Below are 22,474 nucleotides of genomic sequence, written 5' to 3'. Positions count from 1 at the left end.
CGATGGACTGGTCTTCGATCGACTGGACGCGCGGATTGTTCAACTTCGCGTTCTTCTACCCCATCATCATGGCGTTCTTCTGGATGACCGGTGGCGTGTACTACTACCTGCGGCGCGAGCGCAACGCGCCGAAACCCGACGCGCCCCCGCCGATGCGGCGCACGCCGTTCGTCTCCATCCTCGTGCCCTGCTTCAACGAGGAAGACCACATCGTCTCGACGGTCGCGGCGCTCTCGGCCCAGGTGTATCCGGACTTCGAGATCATCGCGATCGACGACGGCAGCACCGATCGCACGCCGGAACTGCTCGATGCACTCACCGCCGATCATCCACGCCTGCGCGTGGTGCACTTGGCCGAGAACCAGGGCAAGGCGAATGCGCTGCGCATGGGCACGCTGGCGGCGACGTCCGATTACCTCGTCTGCGTGGATTCCGACGCCACGCTCGACCCGCACGCGGTGCGCTGGATGGTCGGGCATCTGATCGACGGCCCGCGCGTCGGCGCGGTGACCGGCAACCCGCGCATCCGCAACCGCACCACACTGATGGGCCGCATGCAGATCGGGGAATTCTCCGCGATCATCGGCCTGATCAAACGCGCGCAGCGCATCTACGGCCGTCTGTTCACGGTGTCGGGCGTGATCTGCGCTTTCCGTCGCACCGCGCTGCACGATGTCGGGTACTGGTCGGACCGGATGGTCACCGAGGACATCGACATCTCGTGGCGCCTGCAGCTCGCCGGCTGGGACATCCGCTACGAACCCAACGCGCTGTGCTGGATCCTGATGCCGGAAACCCTGCGCGGGCTGTGGTCGCAGCGCCTGCGCTGGGCCTGCGGCGGCGTCGAAGTGCTGCTGAGTCACGGCCGCAGCGTGCTCGCGTGGAAGAAGCGCCGCATGTGGGGCGTGCTGCTCGAATACGTGCTGAGCCTGGCCTGGGCCTACGTGATGCTGACGATCATCACGCTGTGGCTGGTCGGCCTGTTCGTGGCCCTGCCGCCGGCCTGGCACGTGGACACCATCCTGCCGCGCTGGCACGGCGTGGTGCTGGCTTTCGTCTGCATGCTGCAGTTCGGCACCAGCCTGCTGATCGAACGCCGGTACGAAACGAAGATGGCCCGGCATTTCTACTGGGTCATCTGGTATCCAATCGCCTTCTGGATGCTCGGCATGTTCACCGCCGTCGTCGCATTCCCGCGCACCCTGCTGCGCCGCCGTCGCCGCGCGGTGTGGATCAGTCCCGACCGAGGAGCCGCCGCATGACCCCGCCGATCATCGACCACACGCCCGCACGCGGCCCGCGCAAGCGCTTCGCCTCGGGCGCGCTCACCGCCGCGGCATGGACCATCTACGCGTGGCTCTGGGTGCCGCTGATCACCGCGGTCGCCTGGTTCGTCGGCGTGCGCACCGCGTATCTGCGGCTGTATCTCAACGAGAACGAGATCGACGCGTTCCTGCTGCTGTCGCTGCCGGTGATCGCGCTGATTTGCGGCGCGCTGCTGATCGGCTGGGCGGAATACAACCGCGTGCGCTTCTCCAAGGCCGACCGCCGCAAGCGCCGGGTGAAGACCAGCGAGGAGCAGGTCCGCATCTCGCTCGGCGCGAGCCCGGTACTGGCGGCGAAGCTGCGCGATGGCCGCATCGTGCGACTCGCGCTCGATGACGATGCGCGCCCGGTCGCGGCGACCAGCGGCAGCTGATCAGACTTCGGCCGCGTTCTCCGCGTGCCGCACCTGCCCCGCCCCGTCGACGACGAAGCGTTCGACGGTCAGCGCTTCGAGACCCATCGGGCCGTAGGCGTGCAGCCGCGTCGTGGAGATGCCGATCTCCGCGCCCAGCCCGAGTTCGCCGCCGTCGCTGAAACGCGACGAGGCGTTGACCATGACGACGGCCGCACGCAGCGAGGCGACGAAGCGACGCGCATTCGCCTCATCGCGCGTGGCGATGACCTCGGTATGGTCGGAGCCGAAACGCCGGATGTGCGCGAGCGCGGCGTCGAGCGAATCGACGACGCGCGCGGCGATGACGAGATCGAGGAACTCGGCCGCATCATCGTCCTCGCCGATCGGCACGACGCCAACGGCGCGTGAGGCGATGCCGGCATCGCCGCGCACTTCCACACCGCGCGCCTGCAGCGCTGCGATCGCGCGCGGCACGAACGCATCGGCGATGTCGACATGCACCAGCAGCGTCTCCAGCGCATTGCAGGCGCTAGGTCGGCCGGTCTTGCCGTCGAGCAGCAGACGCATTGCGAGATCGGGATCGGCGCTGGCATCGACGAACAGATGGCAGACGCCCTTGTAGTGCTTGATCACCGGCACGCGCGCGTGCTCGGCGACGAAGCGGATCAGGCCTTCGCCGCCGCGCGGAATCGCCAGATCGACGATGTCGCTGAGCTGCAGCAGCTCGAGCATGGTCTCGCGGCGCAGATCGGTGACCAGGGTCAGCACGTCGGCGCCGATGCCCTGCGCTTCGATCGCGCCGCGCAATGCATCGGCGATCGCGGTATTGGACTCGATCGCCTCGCTGCCGCCGCGCAGGATCACCCCGTTGCCGGCCTTGATGCACAACGCTGCGGCGTCGGCGGTCACGTTCGGCCGCGCCTCGTAGATCATCGCGATCACGCCCAGCGGCACCCGCACCTTGCGCACGCGGATGCCGTTCGGGCGCACGTCGTCGCGGGTGACCTGGCCGACGGGATCCGGCAGATCGGCGACTTCGCGCACCGCAGCGGACACGCCGGCGAGCCGTGAAGCGTCCAGACGCAGACGATCGAGCAGCGCACCGGCGGTGCCGCGCGCTTCGGCGACTTCGATGTCGCGCGCGTTGGCGGCGAGGATCGCACCGGCGTTCGCGTCGAGCGCATCGGCCATTGCACGCAGCAGTGCATTGCGCGCCTCGGTATCGAGCATCGCCAGCTGCGCGGCGGCGTCGCGGCAGGCCAGGGCGGCGGTTCGGATCTCGCTCATGGGAGGTGGGCGTGGTGTGGGGAGCGACAACTTAGCGCGATGCGGAGATGGGCGCGATGCTTGCGGTGGCAACTGCCTGTACGTGCAACTCACCAGTGCTGGCGCCGTCGAGCGCCGTCATTCCGGCGTTCGCCGGAATGACGGTCCATGGTTGGACGCGTAGTGAGACTGACCGGATCACACCAGCACCAGATCATCCCGATGCACGATGGTCTCGCCGTAGCTGTAGCCCAGCGTCGCCTCGATGTCCCGCGAATGCCGCCGCGCGAGCCGGCGGATGTCGTCGGCGGAGTACTGCGTCACGCCTCGCGCGATCGGCTCGCGCGCTTCGCCGTCGCGCAGCACCACCGACACCAGATCGCCGCGCCGGAACTGTCCTTCCGCGGCGAGCACGCCGCCCGGCAGCAATGAAGCGCCCTTTTCGACCATCGCGTTCGCGGCGCCGTTGTCGACGATGATCGCGCCCGGTTCCGCTGGCGCGTTCTGCAGCCAGTGCTTGCGCGCGGCCATGCGCGTGCGCAGCGGATGGATTCGCGTGCCGCGCAGGCGGTCGTGCGCGAGGCCGTCGAGCACAGCGGCGCGGCGGCCGTTGAACAGCACGGTCGCGACACCGGCCGATGCGGCGCGCTGCGCAGCTTCGAGCTTGGTGCGCATGCCGCCGGTGCCGACACTGCTGCCGGCGCCACCGGCGACTGCCAGCAGCGAGGCACTCATCTTCGCGACGACCGGCATCGGCCGCGCGTGCGGTTCGATGCGCGGGTCCGCGTCATACAGGCCATCGATGTCGGTGGCGATGAACAGCACGTCCGCATCGACCAGCGCGGCGACGATCGCGGCGAGGTTGTCGTTGTCGCCGAGCTTGAGTTCGTCGACCGAGACCGTGTCGTTCTCGTTGACCACCGGCAGCGCACCGTGGCGCAGCAGCGCGGTCAGTGTCGCGCGCGCATTGAGATAACGGCGGCGGTTGCGCAGGTCGTCGTGGGTCAGCAGCACCTGCGCGACGGGGCGTTCGAAGAAGCCCTGCCAGAAGCCGGTCAACCGCGCCTGGCCCAATGCGGCGAGCGCCTGGCGTTCGGCCATCGGCGCGCCGGGCGCGGGATTGGCATGCAGGATCGCGCGGCCCGCCGCGACAGCGCCCGACGACACCACGACGACCTCGCGCCTCGCAGCGTGGCTCGCGCGCACAAAACCGGCCAGCGCGTCGGCGTACTGCGCCGACAGACCACCACCATCGGCCGCCAGCAGACTGCTGCCGACCTTGAGCACCGCGCGTCGCCAGGGCGGCAGCGGTTGCTCGGGGAACGCATCGGTGTCGGGCACGTGCATCGGTCGGCTGCGCTCAGCGGGTGTTCCACTCGTGGACGACGAGCTCGCTCGCATTCTGCAGTGCCAGCGGATCGGCCGCGACGATCGCCCGCGCTTCGTCCAGTGTCCCGATTCCGCTCAGCAGATACGCGCCGCCCGTGCCGTCTGCGAAGCCGCCGGTCATGTCCAGCAGACCGCGCGCACGCAGGTCGTCGAGGAAGGCCTGATGCGGCGCGACGACGGACACATCGAAGTCCGGCCGGCGCATCGCGATGACGAGGAAGCGTTTCATGGCGGCAGCTCTCGCAAGGGAATCAGGAAATCAGGCCAGCGCATCCCAGCGCGCACGCAGCGTGTCCAGGCGCAGATCGGCGGCGCCGCCCGGCGAGGTGCGCGCGGCGAGACTGCCTTCCGGCGTGCGGCCCTGCCCGGCCGTGTCGGCGCTCTGCGCGGCGGCCTTGTAGGCCTCGCGGAACGGCACGCCGGCGATCGCGGCCTCGACTGCGACATCGGTCGCGTACATGCCCGAATCGACCGCAGCACGCAGGCGGTCCTCGCGCCATTCCAGATTCGCCAGCAACGCCGGCAGCAGTTCCAGCGCGGCGAGCCCACGGCCGAAGCCGTGGAAGATCGCGCCCTTGGAACTCTGCAGGTCGCGGTGATAGCCCGACGGCAGCGACAGCAACTGCTCGATCTCGGTGCGTGCCGCGGCGACGCTGGCGTGCGTGGCACGCATCAGTTCGACGACATCGGGATTGCGCTTGTTCGGCATGATCGAGCTGCCGGTCGTGTACTGCGCCGGCAGCGCGACGAAGCCGTACTCGGCGCTGGTGAACTGCGACAGGTCCCAGGCCAGGCGACGCAGATCCAGCGTCGCGCTGCCCAGCGCTTCAAGCGCGGCCAGTTCGAACTTGCCGCGCGAGAGCTGCGCGTAGACCGGCGAGACCTGCAGGCGCGCGAAGCCGAGTGCGGCAGTCGTGTGGTCGCGATCGAGCGCGAGGTTCACGCCGTAGCCGGCCGCGGTGCCGAGCGGATTGCAGTCGATCAGCGCGAGCGTGTCCTGCGCACGCACGGCATCGTCGATGAAGGCCTCGGCCCAGCCCGACCACCACATGCCGCCCGAGGACAGCACGGCGCGCTGGATGTGCGTGTAGCCGGGAATCGGCAGCTCGCGCTCGGCTTCGGCGCGATCGAGCGCGATCTTGGCGATCTCGCGCGACAGCGACGCCAGACGCGCGAGCTTCTCTTTCAGCCACAGGCGCGTTGCGACCAGCACCTGGTCGTTGCGGCTGCGGCCGGTGTGGATGCGCCGACCGGCATCGCCGAGGCGTTCGGTCAGACGATCCTCGATCGCCGAATGGCCATCTTCGAAACGTTCGTCGAGCACGAAGGTACCGCTGCGGAAATCGTCGGCCAGCGTCGCCAGTTCGCGCTTCAAGCCGTCGAGCTCGTCGCTCGACAGGATGCCGACGCGCTGCAGGCCTTCGGCATGCGCGGCACTCGCGGCGATGTCGTGCAGGAAGAATTCGCGGTCGAGGATCACGTCGTCACCAGCGAGGAACGCCTGGATTTGCGTGTCGACGGCGACGCCGGGCTTCTGCCAGAGGAGAGTGCTCATGTCGGTTTCCGGGTTGGATCTGTGGGAGCGCGCTTGCGCGCGATCAAGTTGAACCGGTAGAGCGCCTTCGCATGCGAACGCGCGCCCACGGAGACGATCAATGCGGGATCGACGTCAGCTCGTCGAAGCCCAGCGCGAGGTTGAGGTTCTGCATCGCCTGTGTCGCCGCGCCCTTCAGCAGGTTGTCGAGCGTCGCCACGACGACGACGCGGCCATTGCCCGGCGCCATTGTGAAGGCGCCGATCTGCGCGCCGTGACGGCCGGCGATCCGGCTGACCCACGGCGTATCGTCGAGGACCTCGACCAGCGGTTCGTCGGCGTAGCGCGCATCGAACAGCGCCTTGACCGCGTCGCGCGACATCGGCGCAGACAGCCACAGGTTGACCGTCATCGTGATGCCGCGGAAGTGCGGCGCGACGTGTGGCATGAATTCGACCGGCAGCGACAGCTGCTTCGACACCTCGCGCTCGTGCACGTGGTTGGTCAGGGCATACGGCATCAGGTTGTCGGCCAGCAGCGCGGTGTCGTTCTTGTCCGACGGCGTGGTGCCCGCACCCGAGTAGCCCGACACGCCGAAGCACTGCGGCGGGCCGGCGAGATGCTCGGCCAGCGGCGCGATCGCCAGCTGCATCGCGGTCGCGTAGCAGCCGGGATTGCTGATCCGGCGCTGGCCGGCATACCGCGCACGCGTCAGTTCCGGCAGTCCGTAATACCAGCCGGCCTCGAAGCGGTAGTCGGCCGACAGATCGACGATCAGCGTGTCCGGCTTCGCGGCATCGATCGCGGCGACGAACGGCGCGGCCTTGCCGTTGGGCAGCGCGAGGATCACTGCATCGGCGCCCTTCGCGGCGACCGCATCGGCATCGAGGCTTTCGAAGCGCAGTTCGCCCGCGAAGCCGTCGGTGTGATCGGCGACGCGCTGGCCGTCGAGCTCACGCGAGGACACGAACGCGAGTTCGAGGCCCGGATGCGCGGCGACGAGGCGGATCAGTTCCTGGCCGGTGTGGCCGCGCGCGCCGACGATGCCGAGACGGATGGGGGATGTGCTCATGGAGGGCTGTCCAGCTTGAACGTGTCGAGTTTGAATCGCAGATGGCGACGCACCGCCGGCCATTCTGCGTCGATCACCGAAAACACCACGGTGTCGCGCAGCGAGCCGTCGGCATGCCGCTTGTGATGGCGCAGCACGCCATCCTGTTGTGCGCCCAGGCGCGCGATGGCCGCGCGCGAGGCGTGATTGAACCAGCTGGTCTCGAACGCCACCGACGCGCACCCGAGCGCATCGAAGGCGTGCGTGAACGGCAGCAGCTTGGCTTCGGTGTTGAGACCGGTGCGCTGCATGCGTGGCGCATACCAGGTGTAGCCGATCTTGAGATTGGGCACCGCGGCGTCGAGATCGTAGAAGCGCGTGCTGCCGACGACGCTGCCATCGGCATCCAGCACCGCGAACGCGAGCGCTTCGCCGGCCGCCTGCGCCTCGAGCGCCTTGTCGATGTAGCGCGGCACGTCATCCGGCGCAGGCACGTTGGTGTACCACGCCGTATGCAGACCGCTGTCGCGAGTGACGATCGCGAGCGCGTCCGCATGCGCCGGCGCAAGCGGCACCAGCGAGACGTGACGACCGGTCAGGGTCGGCACCGTATGCCACGCGGCATTGGCGGCGCGTTCGCCCACTCAGCCCACCAGCGTCGGCGGACGGGCCGCGCAATGCGCGACGCAGCGCTGGATCTGCTCGAAGCCGTCGAGGCCGTACCAGAACACCTTCCACTTCTCCTGCTTGATACAGCCGTCGGACTCGGCGTAATAGAAGATGTTGACCTGGTTGTGGTGGCGCGAGCGCCAGAACAGCTGCGGCGTCTCGTCGCGCATCACGTTCCACACCGCGCGGCCGAGGCCTTCGCCCTGCGCGTCGTCGAGCACGGCGAACTTGTCTAGATACACCGTGCCCTCGCCTTCGGTCAGGATCACCGCGGCGCGGTAGTTCTCGCTGACATAGGCGCGCAACAGCGGCGTGCGTTCGAAATAATCCGGCGCGAGCGCGCGGCCGAAGCTCGATTCGATCAACGACTTCAGACGTTCGAGATCCAGTTCCGACCAGTCGGTCACACGCAACACCTGCTCACCGCGCCGCACCAGCGTGCCGGACCCCTTGTGGGTGAACAGTTCCTTGGCCAGATCGGCGGGCCGCGTGATCGACACCGACGAGGCCATCGGCAGGCCTTCGAGCAGCGCCTTGATCTGTTCGATCTTGACCTTCATGCCGCCGTGGATCCACGGCTGCTGGATCAGATGGTCGTACTCGGTCGACAGGTTGATCGAGTCGATGACCTTGCCGTCGGCATCCAGCAGGCCGCCGGTGCCAGTGAGGAAGATGATCTTGTAGGGCTGCAGTTCGCGCACCAGTTCGTTGGCGGCGAAGTCCGCATTGATATTGAGGATCTGCCCCGCGGCGGTTTCGCCCAGGCTCGTGATCACCGGAATCGAGCCGGCCTGCAGGCTGGCTTCGATCGGGGCGAGATTGACGGCGCTCACTTCACCGACCAGGCCATACGTGCTCTGGTCGAGATACGTCGCCTCGAACACGCCGCCGGTGATCGAGGTCGCACGCGCGCCGTTGCGCTGCAGGGCTTCGACGAGGCGCAGGTTCGCGGCCTGGAAGACGCGGCGCACGATGGCCAGCGCCTCGGGCGTGGTGACGCGCAGGCCGCCGACGGTCTGCTTTTCGATGCCGGCCGCGGCGAGTTCGGCGTCGAGCTGCGGGCCTGCGCCATGCAGCACGATCGGTGTCAGGCCGACCTCCTGCAGGAACGAGAGGGAAGACGTCAGATCGTCGAGCTCGTCGCGCAGCACCGCGCCGCCGACCTTGACCACGGCGAAGCGCTTCGCATCCAGCTGCGAGAAGCGCTTGAGGTACTGGCTGATCTCCTTCGCGCTGGCCATGCTCGAGAGCAGGCGCACGATGGTCTGACGGGTCTGGACGTGGGTCGCGGGAATGTTCACGGGCTGCAATCGGTTGGGCGTGGGATGACGCGTGGAGAGCGGAAGGTGCGGGTGGTGCTCAGCGATCGCCGTTGATGATCCGGTGCACCGACTCGGCGTAGCGCTGCAGCTGGTCGAGCGTCACGAATTCGTCGCCGGTATGCGCCTGGGCGATGTCGCCCGGGCCGTAGACCAGCGCGGTGTAACCGCCGGCGGAGAACAGCGAGGCCTCGGTCCAGAAATCGACGGCGTTGCCGATCGGCAGATCGAAGGCGTCGGCGATGTCGCGCGCAGCGAGCCTGCGGTCTTCGGCGCGATCGATGTCGCCCGACGGCAGGCTCGGACCGCGGAAGGTTTCCTCGAAATGCGCCGCATCGGGCTGCGCGAAACCGGAAAAGGTCTCAAGCAGATCGTCGATGTCCATCGACGGCAACGGCCGGAAACCGAAGCGCAGCTCGGCGGCCGGCGCGATCATGTTGGCCTTGATGCCGCCCTCGACCCGGCCGATGTTGAAACGCAGACCGGTCAGTCCACCGAAGCGCGCGTGCGCCAGGGATTCGACGTGATCGAGCGCGCGGCCGCCCCAGCGCATCGCCTGGTGCAACGCGCTCGCCGCCGGATCCTGCTTGCCGGATGCATGCCCCGCCGTGCCGGCGAAACGCATCAGCACCGAACTGATGCCGCGATGCGCGAGCACCGCTTCGCACTGCGTCGGCTCGGCGACCAGCACGGCCTCGAACGGCAGACCGCGCGCGAGAAAGGCGGCGATGCACCGTGGATCGTTGGCTTCTTCGTCCGAGGAAAACAGGAACGCCGCGTCGCCGTCGCCGGCATTGGCCGCCGCAATCAGCGCCGCCGCCGCGCCCTTGATGTCGCAGACGCCGAGGCCGATTACGCGATCTTCGAGACGCCGCATCACGTGCGGATCGGCGCTCCAGCCTGGCGAATCCGGCACCGTGTCCAGGTGCACGTTGAACAGCACCGTCGGCGCGCCACGCACCGCGAACAGGCTCACCGCGCCGTCGCCGTGGTCGATCACCTCGACATCGAAGCCCGGCAGCTGGCCGCGGATGTAGCCGAAGATCCCGCCCTCGGCCGCGATCGCGCGCGGCGGATTGCGGGTGTCGAAGGACACCAGCTGTTCGAGATGGTCGAGGGTCTGTTCAAGCATGTTTCGGTAAGCCTTCAGAACTACGTGTACTTGGCAGGAGGAGAGCCCCCTTCTTGTTGAAGGGGGCGCGCCAACGGCGCGGGGTTAAGGTGGAATGCCCCGGCAAGTCGACCGCGGTCAGCCGCGGTTGACTTGCGCGTACAGCGTGCTGCTCATACCGAACAGCTTGATGAAACCCTCGGCTTCCTCGACGCCCCAGTCTGCGGACTGCGCATAGGTCGCGCCCTTCGCGTTGAGGATGTGCGGCGAGGTCACCGCCACCGCGTCGACGCGGCCGCCGCGGGTTTCCAGCACCACTTCACCGGTGACCTTGGCCTGCGAGGATGCGAGGAACGCTTCGATGTCGGCCTTGAGCGGATCGTGGAAGAAGCCTTCGTAGACCAGCTCGGTCCACTTGCGCGCGACTTCGGGCTTGAAGCGGTTCTGCTGCTTGGTCAGCACGGTGTCTTCGAGCGCGCGGTGCGCGGCGAGCAGCGAGACCAGGCCCGGTGCTTCGTACACGATGCGGCCCTTGAGACCGATCACGGTGTCGCCGGTGTAGACGCCGCGGCCCACGCCGTAGGGCGCGAACAGTGCATTGAGCTTCGCGAGGATCTGCGCGCCCGGCAGCGTTTCGCCGTCGAGCGCGACCGCCGTGCCCTGCTCGAACCGCAGCTTGACCTGCAGCGGCGCCTCCGGCCATTCGGCGCGCGGCGCGCACCAGCCACGGGCACCCTCGCCCGGCGCTTCCCAGCGGTCGATCTCGCCGCCGGACATCGTCAGGCCCAGCAGGTTCTCGTTGATCGTGTAGGCCTGCTGCTTGGCGCGCACGCCGAAGCCGCGCGCTTCCAGATACGCCTGCTCGTAAGCGCGGGTCTGCGTGTGTTCCTTCTGGATCTCACGGATCGGCGCCACGATGCGGTACTCGCCCTGCGCCTTCACCGCCAGGTCGAACCGCACCTGGTCGTTGCCCATGCCGGTGCAGCCGTGCGCGATCGCATTGGTGCCGAGTTCGGCGGCGCGCGCGAGCGCAGCGTCGACGATCAGATAGCGGTCCGACACCAGCAGCGGGTACTGGCCCTGATAAGCCTCACCGGCCCACACGAAGGGCTTGACGAAACCGTCCCAGATCGCGGGACCACCATCGACGGTGACGTGGCTGGCAACGCCGAGTTCGGCCGCTCGCTGCTCGATGAAGGCGCGCTCTTCGGCATCGACGCCGCCGGTGTCGGCGAATACGGTGTGCACGGTCCAGCCCTGTTCCTTGAGATAGGGCACGCAGAAGCTGGTGTCGAGGCCGCCGGAAAAGGCGAGGACGATGTCGCGGGAAGTGTGGGCGCTGGTCATGGAGTTGTCCGTGGGGATGCGGAAAAGAATTCGGATGAAGTGCGGCGCGCGTCAGCGCATCAGGGTCGCCATGACCGCCTTCTGCACGTGCAGGCGGTTCTCGGCTTCGTCGATGGCGATGCAGTTGGGCGAATCCATCACCGCATCCGTCGCCTTGACGTTGCGGCGCAGCGGCAGGCAGTGCGAGAACACGCCGTAGTTGGTCAGCGCCATCTTCCGCTCGTCGACGATGAAGTGCTGGTACTGGTCGCGGATCGGCTTCTCGGGCGCCCAGTTGCCGAAGAACGGCAGCGCGCCCCAGCTCTTGGCGTAGACCACGTCGGCGCCGGCATAGGCGCTGTCGATGTCGTGGCTGACGGCGAGCGAGCCGCCGCTCTCGGCGACGTTCTGCGCCGCCCAGTCCATGTAGCGCTGGTCGAGCACGTAGTCCGGCGTCGGGCACAGCAGGGTCACGTCCATCCCCAGGCGCGTGGCGATGGTCAGCGCGGAATTCGCGACGGCGGTATTGAGCGGCTTGGGGTGATAGGTCCAGGTCAGCACGTACTTCTTGCCGCGCAGATCGGACGTGCCGAAGTGCTCCTGCAGCGCCAGCGCGTGGGCGAGCTCCTGGCAGGGATGGGTGATGGTCTCCATGTTGATGACCGGCACCGGCGAGTACTGCGCGAACGCCTTGAGCACCTTGTCTTCGCGATCGACCGACCAGTCGACGAACTTCGGAAACGCGCGTACGCCGATCATGTCGACGTAACGGCCGAGCACGCGCGCGACCTCGGCCACGTGCTCCTCGGTGTCGCCGTCCATCACCGTGCCCAGGTCGAATTCGATCGGCCATGCGTCCTTGCCCGGCTGCAGCACGATGGCGTGACCGCCGAGCTGGAATGCGCCGAGTTCGAAGCTGGTGCGCGTGCGCATCGACGGATTGAAGAACACCAGCGCGATCGACCTGCCCTTGAGCGCGTCGCCGAGCTTCTCTTTCTTGAAGCGCGCGGCCTCGGCCAGCAGGGCGTCGAGGTCGGGACGGGACCAGTCCTGCGTGTTGAGGAAGTGTCGGATCGCGGTCATCGGTGGAAATCTCGTGGAGGCGATGGAAGGAGGATCGGATGGATCGATGAAACCGGTGTTTCGGAAACGAAAAAACCCGGCATCGGCCGGGTTTTCTGCAGAACAGCACGCATACGCGAACGACGTTCCGACTAGCCCGGGAGGATGTGGGCTTCCGGTCGGCGGGCACGCGAGGTCATCCCCGACGCCATGCGGGCGGAGGTGAGGATGTCGGCGTCGGCGCGCAGGGCGTTCATGAGGCGCGAATCCTCGCACGCGAAGCGCTGCACTGCAACAGCGGCGGATACACCGTTCAACGCTCGCCGGCCGGCGGCACGATCGGCGTCACCGACACGCGTACCCGCAGGCGGTTGCCCGGGTCGTACGGCAGACGCGAGCGGTACTTGACGCCCTTGTGCACATAGTCGACGTCGTAGGCGATCGGCCGGCGGAACTCGCGCTCGATCGGCACCATGCGGCAGTCGCCGCCGGCGGAGCGGTCGGTCTCTTCGACCCGGTCGTCCTCGGAACGCAGCACATCCTTGACCGCGCCGACCCAGCGCGCGACACCGCGCCGCTGTTCCTCCGCGACCGGCGTAGTGGCTTCGCAACGCTCGACCATGCTGGTCGCGCGCAGCGTCTGGTAGACCGGCTCAGCCCGCAGCACCTGCGCGTACTCGAGACGCGCGTTCTCGGGCGCCGGCGGCGGGCTCTGCGCGAAGGCCGGACACACGCAGACGAACAGCACCGCCAGGACAGGCAGCGCGGAGTTCGCACGAGGGTGGCTTCGGAGCGCGATCGACACCGATGCAGTGTAGGCCGCGCCCACCTGCGGGGGCTGAATCGATGCTGTCGTGAACACGTATCGGGCCCGCTGCGACGCGGCGCGCAGGCTGCGCTGTCCCGGAGACAGCGCAGCGCGGCGGGCGCGTTAGAATCGTCCGGTTATCCCGGCGAGTCCGCCATGTCCCTGCATCTCTACAACAGCCTGACCCGCCAGCTCGAACCGTTCGCGCCTCTCGATCCCGCGTGCCCGACGATGTACGTCTGCGGCCCGACGGTCTACAACTACGTCCACATCGGCAACGCCCGCGGGCCGGTGGTGTTCGGCGTGCTGGCCGACCTGCTGCGCCGCCGCTACGGCGCGCTGAAGTACGCGCGCAACATCACCGACGTCGACGACAAGATCAACGCCGCCGCGCGCGACCAGGGCGTGCCGATTTCGGCGATCACCGACCGCTTCGCCGCCGCCTACCGGGAGGACATGGCCGCGCTGGGCATCGCGCCGCCGGACATCGAACCCGCGGCCACCGCGCACATCGGCGAGATCGTCGCGATGATCGAGCGCCTGATCGACAGCAGCCATGCCTATGCGGCGGAAGGCCACGTGCTGTTCGCGGTCGGCAGTTTCGACGGCTACGGCAAGCTCTCGCGCCGCGACACCGACGACATGATCGCCGGCGCACGCATCGAGGTCGCGCCGTACAAGCGCGATGCCGGTGATTTCGTGCTGTGGAAGCCGTCGACCGACGATCTGCCGGGCTGGGCGTCGCCCTGGGGCGTCGGCCGGCCGGGCTGGCACATCGAATGCTCGGCGATGGCCGCCGCGCATCTGGGCGAGACGATCGACATCCACGCCGGCGGCGTCGACCTGCAGTTTCCGCACCACGAGAACGAGATCGCACAGAGCGAATGCGCCCACGGCGGCGCGCCGTTCGCGAACATCTGGCTGCACAACGGCATGCTGACCTTCGCCGGCAGCAAGATGTCCAAGTCGATCGGCAACATCGAGCGCGTGCACGACCTGGTGCGCACGCACGCCCCCGAAGCGCTGCGCTATGCCCTGCTTTCCGCGCACTACCGCCAGCCGCTGGACTGGTCGGATGCGCTGATCGAACAGTCGGTGCGCACGCTCGACCGGCTGTACGGCACGCTGCGCGATCTGGGCGACGTCGAGGCCGAGGCGCGGATTCCCGCCAGCATCGAAGCCGTGTTGGACGAGGATCTCAACACGCCGGCCGCGCTCGCCGAGGTCGCGCGCATCGCCGGTGATGCACGCAAGGCCACCGACGACGCCACGCGCGCGACGCTCAAGGCGGACCTGCTCGGCGCTGGCCTCGCGCTGGGTCTGCTGCAGCAGGCGCCCGCCGACTGGTTCGCCCGCGGTGCCAGTGACGACGACGATGCGCGCATCCAGGCACTGATCGATGAACGCATCGCCGCCAAGCAGGCCCGCGACTTCGCTCGCGCGGATGCGATCCGCGACCAGCTGGCTGCCGAGCAGATCGTGCTCGAAGACACGCCGCAGGGCGTGCGGTGGAAGCGGGGCTGAGCGAGCGGAACCTGGCTCACCCTGTCGCCCCAGCGCACGCTGGGGCCCATTTTGATCTTCGCGAAGAACTGATCGCTGATCGGACCGATCGCTTCAGTGCGATGCGCGCGCAGCAGAAGCCAACATCAAAATGGGTTCCAGCTTGACTGGACATCCGTCTGTTGAAAGCCGCTGGGATGACGGCAAGGACCCAAACGCTCCACCCGATCGCCTCCTCGGCAGACAAGAAAAAGGCCCGCTTGCGCGGGCCTTCTTTTCTCGCCGATCCAACTTCGCCGTCAGACTTTGCGGAACACCAGCGTGCCGTTGGTGCCGCCGAAGCCGAACGAGTTCGACATGACGTATTCGACCTGGTGCTCGCGCGCGGTGAGCGGCACGTAGTCGAGATCGCAGCCCTCGCCCGGCGTGTGCAGGTTGATCGTCGGCGGGATGATGCCGGTGTGCAGCGCCATCGCCGAGAACACCGCCTCGATACCGCCGGCCGCGCCCAGCAGGTGGCCGGTCATCGACTTGGTCGAGCTGACCATGACCTTCGATGCGTGCGCGCCGAGCACGCCCTTGATGCCCATCGTCTCGGCGACGTCGCCGGCCGGCGTCGAGGTGCCGTGCGCGTTGATGTAGCCGATCTGCGACGGATCGATACCGGCGTCGTCGATCGCGGCGCGCATGCAGCGGCCGCCGCCTTCGCCGTTCTCGCTCGGCGAGGTCATGTGGAACGCGTCGCCGCTCATGCCGAAGCCCGCGAGCTCGGCGTAGATGCGCGCGCCACGCGCCTTCGCGCGCTCGTATTCCTCGAGCACCAGCACGCCCGCGCCATCGCCCATGACGAAGCCGTCGCGCTCGATGTCCCACGGACGCGACGCGCCGGTCGGGTCGTCGTTGCGGGTCGACATCGCCTTCATCGAACAGAAGCCACCGACCGAGGTCGGCGTGGTCGCGAACTCGGCGCCGCCGGCGATCATCACGTCCGCGTCGCCGTACTGGATCATGCGCATCGCCAGACCGATGTTGTGCGTGCCGGTGGTGCATGCGGTGACGGCCGCGATGTTCGGACCCTTGGCGCCGGTCATGATCGAGACCTGGCCGGAGATCATGTTGATGATCGTCGAAGGCACGTAGAACGGCGAGATCTTGCGCGGGCCGCCCTCGGCGTACTTGATCGCGGTCTCCTCGATGCCCTTGAGGCCACCGATGCCCGCGCCGATCGCCACGCCGATGCGCTCGGCGTCGGATTCACGCACGTCGATGCCCGCGTCGGCGATCGCCATCAGGCCGCCGGCGACACCGTAGTGCACGAAGGGATCCATCTTCTTGACGTCTTTCGGCGCGATCCACTGGGTCGCGTCGAAGCCCTTCACCTCGCCCGCGATGCGCGTGGCGAAATTGGTGGCGTCGAAGTGGGTGATCGGGCCGATGCCCGACCGGCCGTTGACGATGCCGTCCCAGCTCGAAGCCAGGTCGTTGCCCAGCGGCGAGAGGATGCCGATGCCCGTGATGACGACGCGGCGCTTGGCCATTGTTCAACTCCTGAGAAGTCGGTGGCGGCGCGGTTGGTCGCCGCCAATACGCACGAGGCCGCAACGCGGCCTCGTGCTGGAACCTGTCTGTCCGGCCGCATCGCGGCCGGACCCGTCGCACGCCCATCGGATCGAACCGTGGGCGCGGACGCGGGCATCAGCCCTTGGCGTGCGCCTTGACGTAGTCGATCGCCTGCTGCACCGAGGTGATCTTCTCGGCTTCTTCGTCCGGAATCTCGCACTCGAACTCTTCTTCCAGCGCCATCACCAGCTCGACGGTGTCGAGGGAATCGGCACCGAGGTCGTCGACGAAAGAAGCGCTGTTGCTGACTTCTTCTTCCTTGACGCCCAGCTGCTCGATGACAATCTTCTTGACGCGCTCTTCGATGTTGCTCATGGGTAGTCTGCTCCGGGGAGGCGATTTTCGGTGGATAGTGTAAGGGAAAGCCGGGCGATGGGCGCACCACCATCAAAGCCCTTGCCATTCAACGGCTTGCCCTCGGAATTGAAGTGTCGACGCAGCCCGTCTCAGGGCATGTACATGCCGCCGTTGACGTGCAGGGTTTCGCCGGTGATGTACGCCGCCGACGGACCGGCGAGGAAGGCCACGGCCTGCGCGATGTCGTCCGGCTCGCCGAGACGGCCGAGCGCGATGCGTTCGGTCAATGCGGCCTTGGAGTCTTCGGGCAGATCGCGGGTCATGTCGGTGGCGATGAAGCCGGGCGCAACCACGTTCACGGTGACGCCGCGTGAGCCGATTTCCTTCGCCAGCGATTTGCTGAAGGCTATGATGCCGGCCTTGGCCGCGGCGTAGTTCGCCTGGCCCGCATTGCCGGTCACGCCGATCACCGATGCGATGTTGATGATGCGCCCCTTGCGCGCCTTCATCATGCCGCGCATCACCGCCTTCGAGCTGCGGTAGACGCTGGTCAGGTTGGTGTCGAGGATGGCCTGCCAGTCCTCGTCCTTCATGCGCATCAGCAGGTTGTCGCGGGTGATGCCGGCATTGTTGACGAGGATCGAGATCGCGCCGAACTCGGACGTGATCGCCTCGACCAGCGCTTCGATCGCGCCCGGCTGCGAGACGTCCAGCACGCGGCCGTGGCCGCCGTGCGCGGACAGGCGCTCGCCGATCTTCGCTGCACCTGCGTCGCTGGTCGCGGTGCCGATCACGGTCGCGCCCTGCGCGGCCAGCGTGTCGGCGATCGCGGCACCGATGCCGCGGCTTGCGCCGGTGACGAGAACGATCTCGCCGGAAAGAGGTGCGCTCATGAGAACTCCAATAAGGCGTGTATGGCGGCGGATATGGGACCACGCGGACATCGGCCGCAGCCACTGCCCGCAGTGTGCGCCGATCCGCGTCCTTCCGCCGGGTTCAGACCTTCCAGTCTGCCAGCGCGGCGTCGAAATCGTCCGGCGCGGCGAGCGCGCGGGTCTCGATCGACTTGTCGATGCGCTTGACCAGGCCGGTCAGCACCTTGCCCGGGCCGCACTCGGTGATGCGTGTCACGCCGCGCGCCGACAGCGCTTCGACGCAGCGCGTCCACTGCACCGGCAGATACAGCTGGCGCACCAGCGCATCGCGGATCGCATCGACGCGCTCGTGCACGGCCGCATCGACGTTCTGCACCACCGGCAGCGACGGCGCCTGCCATGCGACCGCATCCATCGATTCGGCCAGACGATCCGCAGCCTCGCGCATCAGCGGCGTGTGCGACGGCACGCTGACCGCCAGTTTCACGACCTTGCGCACGCCGCGCTCGCCGAGCAGTGCGATCGCGCGATCGACCGCCGCCGCATGTCCACCGATGACGATCTGGCCAGGCGAATTGAAGTTGGCCGGCACGGCGACGCTGCCCTCCTGCGACGCATCGCGGCAGACCTCGTTGACCAGCGCGTCTTCGGCGCCGATGACCGCGGCCATCGCACCGGTGCCCGCAGGCGCCGCGCTCTGCATTAGCTGGCCCCGCAGACGGACCAGCTTCGCGGCATCGGACAGCGACAGCACGCCGGCCGCGACCAGCGCGGTGTATTCGCCGAGGCTGTGGCCGGCCAGCGCGGCCGGCACCGCGCCTTCGCGCTGCTGCCATGCACGCCACACGGCGACACCGGCGGCCAGCAACGCGGGCTGGGTGAACTCGGTCTGGTTGAGCTGGGCTTCGGGGCCCTGCTGCGACAGCGCCCACAGATCGACGCCCGCGCCTTCCGACGCTTCGGCGAATGCCTCGACGATCACCGGATGGCGCGCGGCGAGATCACCGAGCATGCCCAGCGACTGCGAGCCCTGCCCGGGGAAGACGAATGCGAGTTGCGATGCGGTCACGCGTATTTCCAGCCTCAAAACCGGGGGCGATGATAAGTGCGAAGCCGCGACATTGTCTGTACCGGGGCGTATGCGGGCGATGCGCGGCGGCGGCTCAGAACATCATCCGCAGCAATTCGATCTCGCCGTCCTCGAGCCAGTCCCACAGCACGGCGACGACGAGCAGCATCGGCAGCAGAGTCGCCGCGCGCACGACGAGGATCGAATGCGCGACGTGGCGTGCGGAACGTCCGAGCCAGGCGATGCGCTGCGCGAAGCCCTTCAGACGTCCCACGCGACCCGCATGCGCCGCCACTTCCGGCTCGCGCTGCATCACCTGCGACAGCATGTCGGCGAGCACGTCGGTACGGCCGTCGTAATACTTCGCCATGCCGAACGCGAACATCAGCCAGTCGCGCGCCTGCGCCTGCGGCAGCGACATCACTTCCAGCGGGTCTTCCTCGAAGTCGATGAAGCCCACACGGCCACTGTCGTCGAGCGTGATGTTGCGCGGCAGCGGTTGCCCGAAATAGGCACCGCGCGCATGCGCGTCGGCGATCGCGTCGATCACCGCCGTGGTCAATGCATCGATACGCGTCGCATCGCCATCGGCGGCGCGCAGTTGTGCGGCGAAGGTATCGCCCAGATTGCTCAGCAGCAGCGTGGATGCGCCTTCGCCGAGCACGCGCGGCACACGCACGCCTTGCGCGTCGAGTTCGGCGATGCGGCGCGCTTCGATCTGCTTGGCCTCGCCGCCACCGGGATGCGGCGGCGGACGCAAGGCGTCGATGTCGAGCCCGCGCGCGATCGCGTCGAGGATGCCGAGGCCGAACTTGCGGCTGTCGCCGTCGGCATATGCCTTGAGCCAGGCATCGCGCCCGGCCACGACGATGGATTCGACGCCCATGCGGCAGCCTCCGTGTCGTGCGGACGCGAAGTCCGCGAAGTGGAATCACCTGCGGGGCCGGCCGGCCCCGCACGCGGGATTCAATAGCGCAGCAGCGCCGAACCCCAGGTGAAGCCGCCGCCGAAGGCTTCGAGCAGCAGCAGTTGGCCGCGTTGTACGCGACCAGAACGCACGGCCTCGTCGAGTGCCAGCGGCACCGAACCGGACGAGGTGTTGCCGTGCTTGTCGACCGTGACCACGACGCGATCCATCGGCATGTCCAGGCGCTTGGCCGTGGCTTCGATGATGCGCAGGTTGGCCTGGTGCGGAATCAGCCAGTCGATGTCGTGGCGATCGAGACCGTTCGCCTCGAGCGTTTCCTCGACCACCGAATCCAACGCCTTGACCGCGTACTTGAAGACGTCGCTGCCGGCCATCTGGATGCGCACGCCCGCATTGGGCTGGTCGTCGCGGAAGCCGGCCGACACGCCGACCGGATTCCACAGCAGTTCCTTCTTCGCGCCGTCGGCGTGCAGATGGGTGCTGAGGATGCCGGTCTCGACATCGGCCTTGAGCACGACCGCGCCGGCACCGTCGCCGAACAGCACGGCAGTGGTGCGCTCGTTCCAGTCGACCATGCGCGTGAGCGTCTCGGCGCCGACCACCAGCACCGTCTTCGCATCGCCCGACTTGATGAACTTGTCGGCGATCGAGAACGCGTAGAGGAAGCCCGAACACGCCGCATTGACGTCGAACGCGCCGCAGCCGTTGGCGCCCAGCCGCGCCTGCAACAGGCAGGCGGTGGACGGAAAAATGATGTCCGGCGTCGTGGTGCCGACGATGATCAGATCGATCTCGGACGCCGACACACCGGCCGCTTCCATCGCACGCGTGGCGGCATGGAAGGCCAGATCGCTGGTCGTCTCGCCTTCGGCGGCGATGTGTCGCTCGCGGATGCCGGTGCGCGTGGCGATCCATTCGTCGCTGGTGTCGACGAACTTCGCGAGGTCGTCGTTGGTCAGCACTTTCTCGGGCAGGTAACTGCCGGTGCCGGCAATGCGGGAATAGATGCGTTCGCTGGTCATCTGCGGAGCGGCCCTCGCGTCAGGCGCGTGATCTTAAGAGCGGCATCCCTGCCGACGGCAGGCGCAGCCGCCCGTCAGGGACGGTGGCTGCGCCCGGTGCATCGTGCGCCCGCCGTGAACCTGGCGGGCAGCGAGGATCAATCTTCCTCGACGACGCGCGTCTTCGGCTGGATCACCTGCTTGCCGCGGTAGTAACCGTCGGCGGTGATGTGATGACGGATATGGGTCTCACCCGTCGTCTGGTCGGTCGACAGCAGCTTGGCGCTCAGCTTGTCGTGCGCGCGACGCATGCCACGACGGGACGGGGTGACGCGGGATTTCTGCACAGCCATGGGAATTGCTCCAACAGGTTCTAGTTGTTTCGATCTTTCTTCAAACCCGCCAACGCCGAAAACGGGTTGACGCGTGTCTCTTCCTCGGGCGACACCGGCCAGTCGCGATCGATCGCTTCGGAGCCGGGTGCGACCGGAATCGCGGGTATTGCCAGAATCAGTTCGTCCTCGACCAGCGCGACCGGCGACAACGCACCGTCACCTTCCAGCAACAGCGCCTCGTAATCGGGCAGCAGACCCGCCTCGTCCGCCTCGTCGCGGATCAGGCCCAGCCGTTGCTCGATCTCGAGCGGCCACACGAAACGCTTGAGCGTCCGCTGGCACACCAGCGGCAACCCGGCTTCGATGCGCAACAGCGCGAACGGCTGCTGCAGCGCATCGCGACCGAACTCGATCGAGCAGATCACGTCGTCGCCTTCGACATCGGCCAGGAGGTCACGCAGGCGCGTCAACGACGCCAATGGCAGGCGCCCGTCGAGGCGCATGCTGCCTGCGACCATGCGCCAAGCGTCTACCAACTCGGGCATTTGCGCGGACATAGCCGCCGAATGTTAAAGATGCGATCCCGGGCTGTCAAACCTAGCACCACGCTGGCCAACCCCGTCGACAGGCGGATTTGCCGGCCCTGCGAGCAACCGGGCAGACTGGCCCGCCGCGCCACCGGACATCCTGCGTGCAGCCGATCCCCAGCCTGCTGCTGGCCACCCTGCTTGCGGCCGCCATTGTACTGGCCTGGCGCCACCGCGTCCGGCGCCGGCACCGCGCGTATGCGCGCGTGCTGGACGCCGCTGACACCTTCGAAGCGCGGCTGCGGATCGCGCGTGCCCAGATCGGCCAGGACGGCGGCGATCCCGTGCGCGATGCGCTGCAGGAGATGTTGCGCCAGCGGCTGTGGCTGCAGCAGCACGGCGCGCGCGCGGATGTCGCGGCGCTGGAGGCGATGCGTGAATCGATCGAACAGGCGCAGGCCCGCATCGACCGCCAGCTCGCCCAGCTGGCGCTGGTCCGCGCCGGGGCCGGCGCATGAACCCGCCGCTGATCCTCGGCTCGACATCGGTCTATCGCCGCGGGATTCTGGACCGCCTGCGGCTGCCGTTCACCTGCGAACGGCCGGAGGTCGACGAGACGCCCGGACGCAGTGAAGCCCCCGATACGCTCGCAGCCCGGCTCGCCGTGGCAAAGGCCGAGGCGGTTGCTGCGCGGGCGCCGGGCGCATGGGTCATCGGATCCGACCAGGTGGCCGCGCTCGATGGTCGTCCGCTCGGCAAACCCGGCGGCCGCGACGCGGCGATCGCGCAGCTGACGGCGATGTCCGGCCGCAGCGTGATCTTCCACACCGCGCTGGCGCTGGCGCGCGCGGGACAGCCGACGCTGCAGGCGCAGGACCGCACCGAAGTCGTGTTCCGCATGTTGCAGGCGGACGAAATCGCGCGTTACGTCGATGCCGAGCAACCGTTCGACTGCGCCGGCAGCTTCAAATGCGAAGGGCTCGGCATCGTGCTGTTCGAGGCGATCCGAAGCGATGACCCGACCGCGCTGGTCGGCCTGCCGCTGATCGCGACCGCGCGCCTGCTGCGTACGGCGGGCTACACCCTGCCCTGACGCTGCGCGC

24 protein-coding genes are annotated in these 22,474 nt (G+C 67.9%); 5 read left to right on the top strand and 19 right to left on the bottom strand.

Annotated features, from left to right (window positions below; translation table 11 throughout):
* Positions 1-2 precede the first annotated feature (2 nt).
* Positions 3-1,262, top strand: coding sequence for a poly-beta-1,6-N-acetyl-D-glucosamine synthase (gene pgaC, locus AC3A5T_RS07900; RefSeq protein WP_487628087.1), 1,260 nt, complete (start codon positions 3-5; stop codon positions 1,260-1,262).
* Positions 1,259-1,699, top strand: coding sequence for a poly-beta-1,6-N-acetyl-D-glucosamine biosynthesis protein PgaD (gene pgaD / locus AC3A5T_RS07895; protein ID WP_487628086.1), 441 nt, complete (start codon positions 1,259-1,261; stop codon positions 1,697-1,699). Before pgaC ends, pgaD begins: the two co-directional genes overlap by 4 nt.
* Here pgaD and AC3A5T_RS07890 read toward each other — a convergent pair whose 3' ends face one another.
* The 11 genes from AC3A5T_RS07890 to AC3A5T_RS07840 all read right to left on the bottom strand — a co-directional run bounded on the left by AC3A5T_RS07890 (position 1,700) and on the right by AC3A5T_RS07840 (position 13,207).
* On the bottom strand, positions 1,700-2,968 hold the full coding sequence (locus AC3A5T_RS07890; protein WP_487628085.1) for a glutamate-5-semialdehyde dehydrogenase: 1,269 nt from the start codon (positions 2,966-2,968) through the stop codon (positions 1,700-1,702). It abuts the gene before it with no gap.
* Between the two features lie 177 nt (positions 2,969-3,145).
* Entirely contained in the window at positions 3,146-4,294 is a 1,149-nt protein-coding gene (proB, locus tag AC3A5T_RS07885; RefSeq protein ID WP_487628084.1) for a glutamate 5-kinase, read from the bottom strand.
* Positions 4,295-4,307: 13 nt separating this feature from the next.
* Positions 4,308-4,565, bottom strand: coding sequence for a YciI family protein (locus AC3A5T_RS07880; protein ID WP_487628083.1), 258 nt, complete (start codon positions 4,563-4,565; stop codon positions 4,308-4,310).
* A 30-nt stretch (positions 4,566-4,595) separates the two neighbouring features.
* Positions 4,596-5,891, bottom strand: coding sequence for an argininosuccinate lyase (gene argH, locus AC3A5T_RS07875; RefSeq protein ID WP_487628082.1), 1,296 nt, complete (start codon positions 5,889-5,891; stop codon positions 4,596-4,598).
* A gap of 97 nt (positions 5,892-5,988) precedes the next feature.
* Positions 5,989-6,942, bottom strand: a complete 954-nt coding sequence (gene argC / locus AC3A5T_RS07870) for an N-acetyl-gamma-glutamyl-phosphate reductase (RefSeq protein WP_487628081.1) — start codon at positions 6,940-6,942, stop codon at positions 5,989-5,991.
* On the bottom strand, positions 6,939-7,565 hold the full coding sequence (locus AC3A5T_RS07865; RefSeq protein WP_487628080.1) for a GNAT family N-acetyltransferase: 627 nt from the start codon (positions 7,563-7,565) through the stop codon (positions 6,939-6,941). The genes argC and AC3A5T_RS07865 overlap by 4 nt, the downstream gene beginning before the upstream one ends.
* Positions 7,566-8,891, bottom strand: a complete 1,326-nt coding sequence (locus AC3A5T_RS07860) for an acetylglutamate kinase (RefSeq protein ID WP_487628079.1) — start codon at positions 8,889-8,891, stop codon at positions 7,566-7,568.
* A gap of 58 nt (positions 8,892-8,949) precedes the next feature.
* On the bottom strand, positions 8,950-10,041 hold the full coding sequence (locus AC3A5T_RS07855) for an acetylornithine deacetylase (protein WP_487628078.1): 1,092 nt from the start codon (positions 10,039-10,041) through the stop codon (positions 8,950-8,952).
* A 117-nt stretch (positions 10,042-10,158) separates the two neighbouring features.
* Positions 10,159-11,367 carry an argininosuccinate synthase gene (locus AC3A5T_RS07850; RefSeq protein WP_487628077.1) on the bottom strand — a complete coding sequence of 403 codons (1,209 nt, stop codon included), beginning with the start codon at positions 11,365-11,367 and terminating at the stop codon, positions 10,159-10,161.
* A 51-nt stretch (positions 11,368-11,418) separates the two neighbouring features.
* Positions 11,419-12,429, bottom strand: a complete 1,011-nt coding sequence (locus AC3A5T_RS07845; protein WP_487628076.1) for an N-acetylornithine carbamoyltransferase — start codon at positions 12,427-12,429, stop codon at positions 11,419-11,421.
* Positions 12,430-12,721: 292 nt separating this feature from the next.
* Positions 12,722-13,207: a hypothetical protein gene (locus tag AC3A5T_RS07840; RefSeq protein ID WP_487628199.1), complete on the bottom strand. Its 486-nt coding sequence runs from the start codon at positions 13,205-13,207 to the stop codon at positions 12,722-12,724.
* Positions 13,208-13,372: 165 nt separating this feature from the next.
* Here AC3A5T_RS07840 and cysS point away from each other — a divergent pair, with 165 nt between their 5' ends.
* Positions 13,373-14,740 carry a cysteine--tRNA ligase gene (gene cysS, locus AC3A5T_RS07835; RefSeq protein WP_487628075.1) on the top strand — a complete coding sequence of 456 codons (1,368 nt, stop codon included), beginning with the start codon at positions 13,373-13,375 and terminating at the stop codon, positions 14,738-14,740.
* A gap of 278 nt (positions 14,741-15,018) precedes the next feature.
* On the opposite strand, the gene fabF is transcribed toward cysS, so the two are convergent.
* The 8 genes from fabF to AC3A5T_RS07795 form a co-directional block, all read right to left on the bottom strand.
* Positions 15,019-16,257 carry a beta-ketoacyl-ACP synthase II gene (gene fabF / locus AC3A5T_RS07830; RefSeq protein WP_487628074.1) on the bottom strand — a complete coding sequence of 413 codons (1,239 nt, stop codon included), beginning with the start codon at positions 16,255-16,257 and terminating at the stop codon, positions 15,019-15,021.
* Positions 16,258-16,414: 157 nt separating this feature from the next.
* A complete protein-coding gene (acpP, locus tag AC3A5T_RS07825; RefSeq protein WP_096297753.1) occupies positions 16,415-16,654 on the bottom strand; it encodes an acyl carrier protein in 240 nt (79 codons plus the stop codon).
* A 131-nt stretch (positions 16,655-16,785) separates the two neighbouring features.
* The gene (fabG, locus tag AC3A5T_RS07820; protein WP_487628073.1) at positions 16,786-17,529 is read right to left on the bottom strand and encodes a 3-oxoacyl-ACP reductase FabG; all 744 of its coding nucleotides are present in this window, start codon (positions 17,527-17,529) and stop codon (positions 16,786-16,788) included.
* Between the two features lie 103 nt (positions 17,530-17,632).
* Complete coding sequence (fabD, locus tag AC3A5T_RS07815; protein ID WP_487628072.1) at positions 17,633-18,580, bottom strand: ACP S-malonyltransferase; 948 nt, start codon at positions 18,578-18,580, stop codon at positions 17,633-17,635.
* A 94-nt stretch (positions 18,581-18,674) separates the two neighbouring features.
* On the bottom strand, positions 18,675-19,466 hold the full coding sequence (locus AC3A5T_RS07810) for a BUD32 family EKC/KEOPS complex subunit (RefSeq protein WP_487628071.1): 792 nt from the start codon (positions 19,464-19,466) through the stop codon (positions 18,675-18,677).
* Between the two features lie 80 nt (positions 19,467-19,546).
* Positions 19,547-20,530 (bottom strand): beta-ketoacyl-ACP synthase III, encoded by a 984-nt coding sequence (locus AC3A5T_RS07805; protein ID WP_487628070.1) that lies wholly within the window; start codon positions 20,528-20,530, stop codon positions 19,547-19,549.
* Between the two features lie 137 nt (positions 20,531-20,667).
* Positions 20,668-20,862: a 50S ribosomal protein L32 gene (gene rpmF, locus AC3A5T_RS07800; protein ID WP_159679179.1), complete on the bottom strand. Its 195-nt coding sequence runs from the start codon at positions 20,860-20,862 to the stop codon at positions 20,668-20,670.
* Between the two features lie 20 nt (positions 20,863-20,882).
* Positions 20,883-21,401 (bottom strand): YceD family protein, encoded by a 519-nt coding sequence (locus AC3A5T_RS07795; protein ID WP_332076907.1) that lies wholly within the window; start codon positions 21,399-21,401, stop codon positions 20,883-20,885.
* A 134-nt stretch (positions 21,402-21,535) separates the two neighbouring features.
* On the opposite strand from AC3A5T_RS07795, the gene AC3A5T_RS07790 reads away from it, so the two are divergent.
* The gene (locus AC3A5T_RS07790) at positions 21,536-21,889 is read left to right on the top strand and encodes a hypothetical protein (protein ID WP_487628069.1); all 354 of its coding nucleotides are present in this window, start codon (positions 21,536-21,538) and stop codon (positions 21,887-21,889) included.
* Complete coding sequence (locus AC3A5T_RS07785) at positions 21,886-22,464, top strand: Maf family protein (RefSeq protein WP_487628068.1); 579 nt, start codon at positions 21,886-21,888, stop codon at positions 22,462-22,464. Before AC3A5T_RS07790 ends, AC3A5T_RS07785 begins: the two co-directional genes overlap by 4 nt.
* The last annotated feature ends 10 nt before the right edge of the window (positions 22,465-22,474 follow it).

It is taken from the genome of Luteimonas sp. Soil_C_16 (genome assembly GCF_057657295.1).
Note: the sequence above shows the minus strand (reverse complement) of the source record. Positions and strands in the feature narration are given on the sequence as shown.

What these genes read in the sequence shown, in the direction of transcription:
- cysS (WP_487628075.1), top strand. Translation starts at nt 13,373, where the DNA reads ATGTCCCTGCATCTCTACAACAGCCTGACCCGCCAGCTCGAACCGTTC.
- AC3A5T_RS07880 (WP_487628083.1), bottom strand. Translation starts at nt 4,565, where the DNA reads ATGAAACGCTTCCTCGTCATCGCGATGCGCCGGCCGGACTTCGATGTG.
- AC3A5T_RS07805 (WP_487628070.1), bottom strand. Translation starts at nt 20,530, where the DNA reads ATGACCAGCGAACGCATCTATTCCCGCATTGCCGGCACCGGCAGTTAC.
- AC3A5T_RS07845 (WP_487628076.1), bottom strand. Translation starts at nt 12,429, where the DNA reads ATGACCGCGATCCGACACTTCCTCAACACGCAGGACTGGTCCCGTCCC.
- fabF (WP_487628074.1), bottom strand. Translation starts at nt 16,257, where the DNA reads ATGGCCAAGCGCCGCGTCGTCATCACGGGCATCGGCATCCTCTCGCCG.
- AC3A5T_RS07855 (WP_487628078.1), bottom strand. Translation starts at nt 10,041, where the DNA reads ATGCTTGAACAGACCCTCGACCATCTCGAACAGCTGGTGTCCTTCGAC.
- acpP (WP_096297753.1), bottom strand. Translation starts at nt 16,654, where the DNA reads ATGAGCAACATCGAAGAGCGCGTCAAGAAGATTGTCATCGAGCAGCTG.
- argC (WP_487628081.1), bottom strand. Translation starts at nt 6,942, where the DNA reads ATGAGCACATCCCCCATCCGTCTCGGCATCGTCGGCGCGCGCGGCCAC.
- argH (WP_487628082.1), bottom strand. Translation starts at nt 5,891, where the DNA reads ATGAGCACTCTCCTCTGGCAGAAGCCCGGCGTCGCCGTCGACACGCAA.
- proB (WP_487628084.1), bottom strand. Translation starts at nt 4,294, where the DNA reads ATGCACGTGCCCGACACCGATGCGTTCCCCGAGCAACCGCTGCCGCCC.
- rpmF (WP_159679179.1), bottom strand. Translation starts at nt 20,862, where the DNA reads ATGGCTGTGCAGAAATCCCGCGTCACCCCGTCCCGTCGTGGCATGCGT.
- AC3A5T_RS07890 (WP_487628085.1), bottom strand. Translation starts at nt 2,968, where the DNA reads ATGAGCGAGATCCGAACCGCCGCCCTGGCCTGCCGCGACGCCGCCGCG.
- pgaD (WP_487628086.1), top strand. Translation starts at nt 1,259, where the DNA reads ATGACCCCGCCGATCATCGACCACACGCCCGCACGCGGCCCGCGCAAG.
- AC3A5T_RS07850 (WP_487628077.1), bottom strand. Translation starts at nt 11,367, where the DNA reads ATGACCAGCGCCCACACTTCCCGCGACATCGTCCTCGCCTTTTCCGGC.
- AC3A5T_RS07810 (WP_487628071.1), bottom strand. Translation starts at nt 19,466, where the DNA reads ATGGGCGTCGAATCCATCGTCGTGGCCGGGCGCGATGCCTGGCTCAAG.
- fabG (WP_487628073.1), bottom strand. Translation starts at nt 17,529, where the DNA reads ATGAGCGCACCTCTTTCCGGCGAGATCGTTCTCGTCACCGGCGCAAGC.
- AC3A5T_RS07795 (WP_332076907.1), bottom strand. Translation starts at nt 21,401, where the DNA reads ATGTCCGCGCAAATGCCCGAGTTGGTAGACGCTTGGCGCATGGTCGCA.
- pgaC (WP_487628087.1), top strand. Translation starts at nt 3, where the DNA reads ATGGACTGGTCTTCGATCGACTGGACGCGCGGATTGTTCAACTTCGCG.
- AC3A5T_RS07785 (WP_487628068.1), top strand. Translation starts at nt 21,886, where the DNA reads ATGAACCCGCCGCTGATCCTCGGCTCGACATCGGTCTATCGCCGCGGG.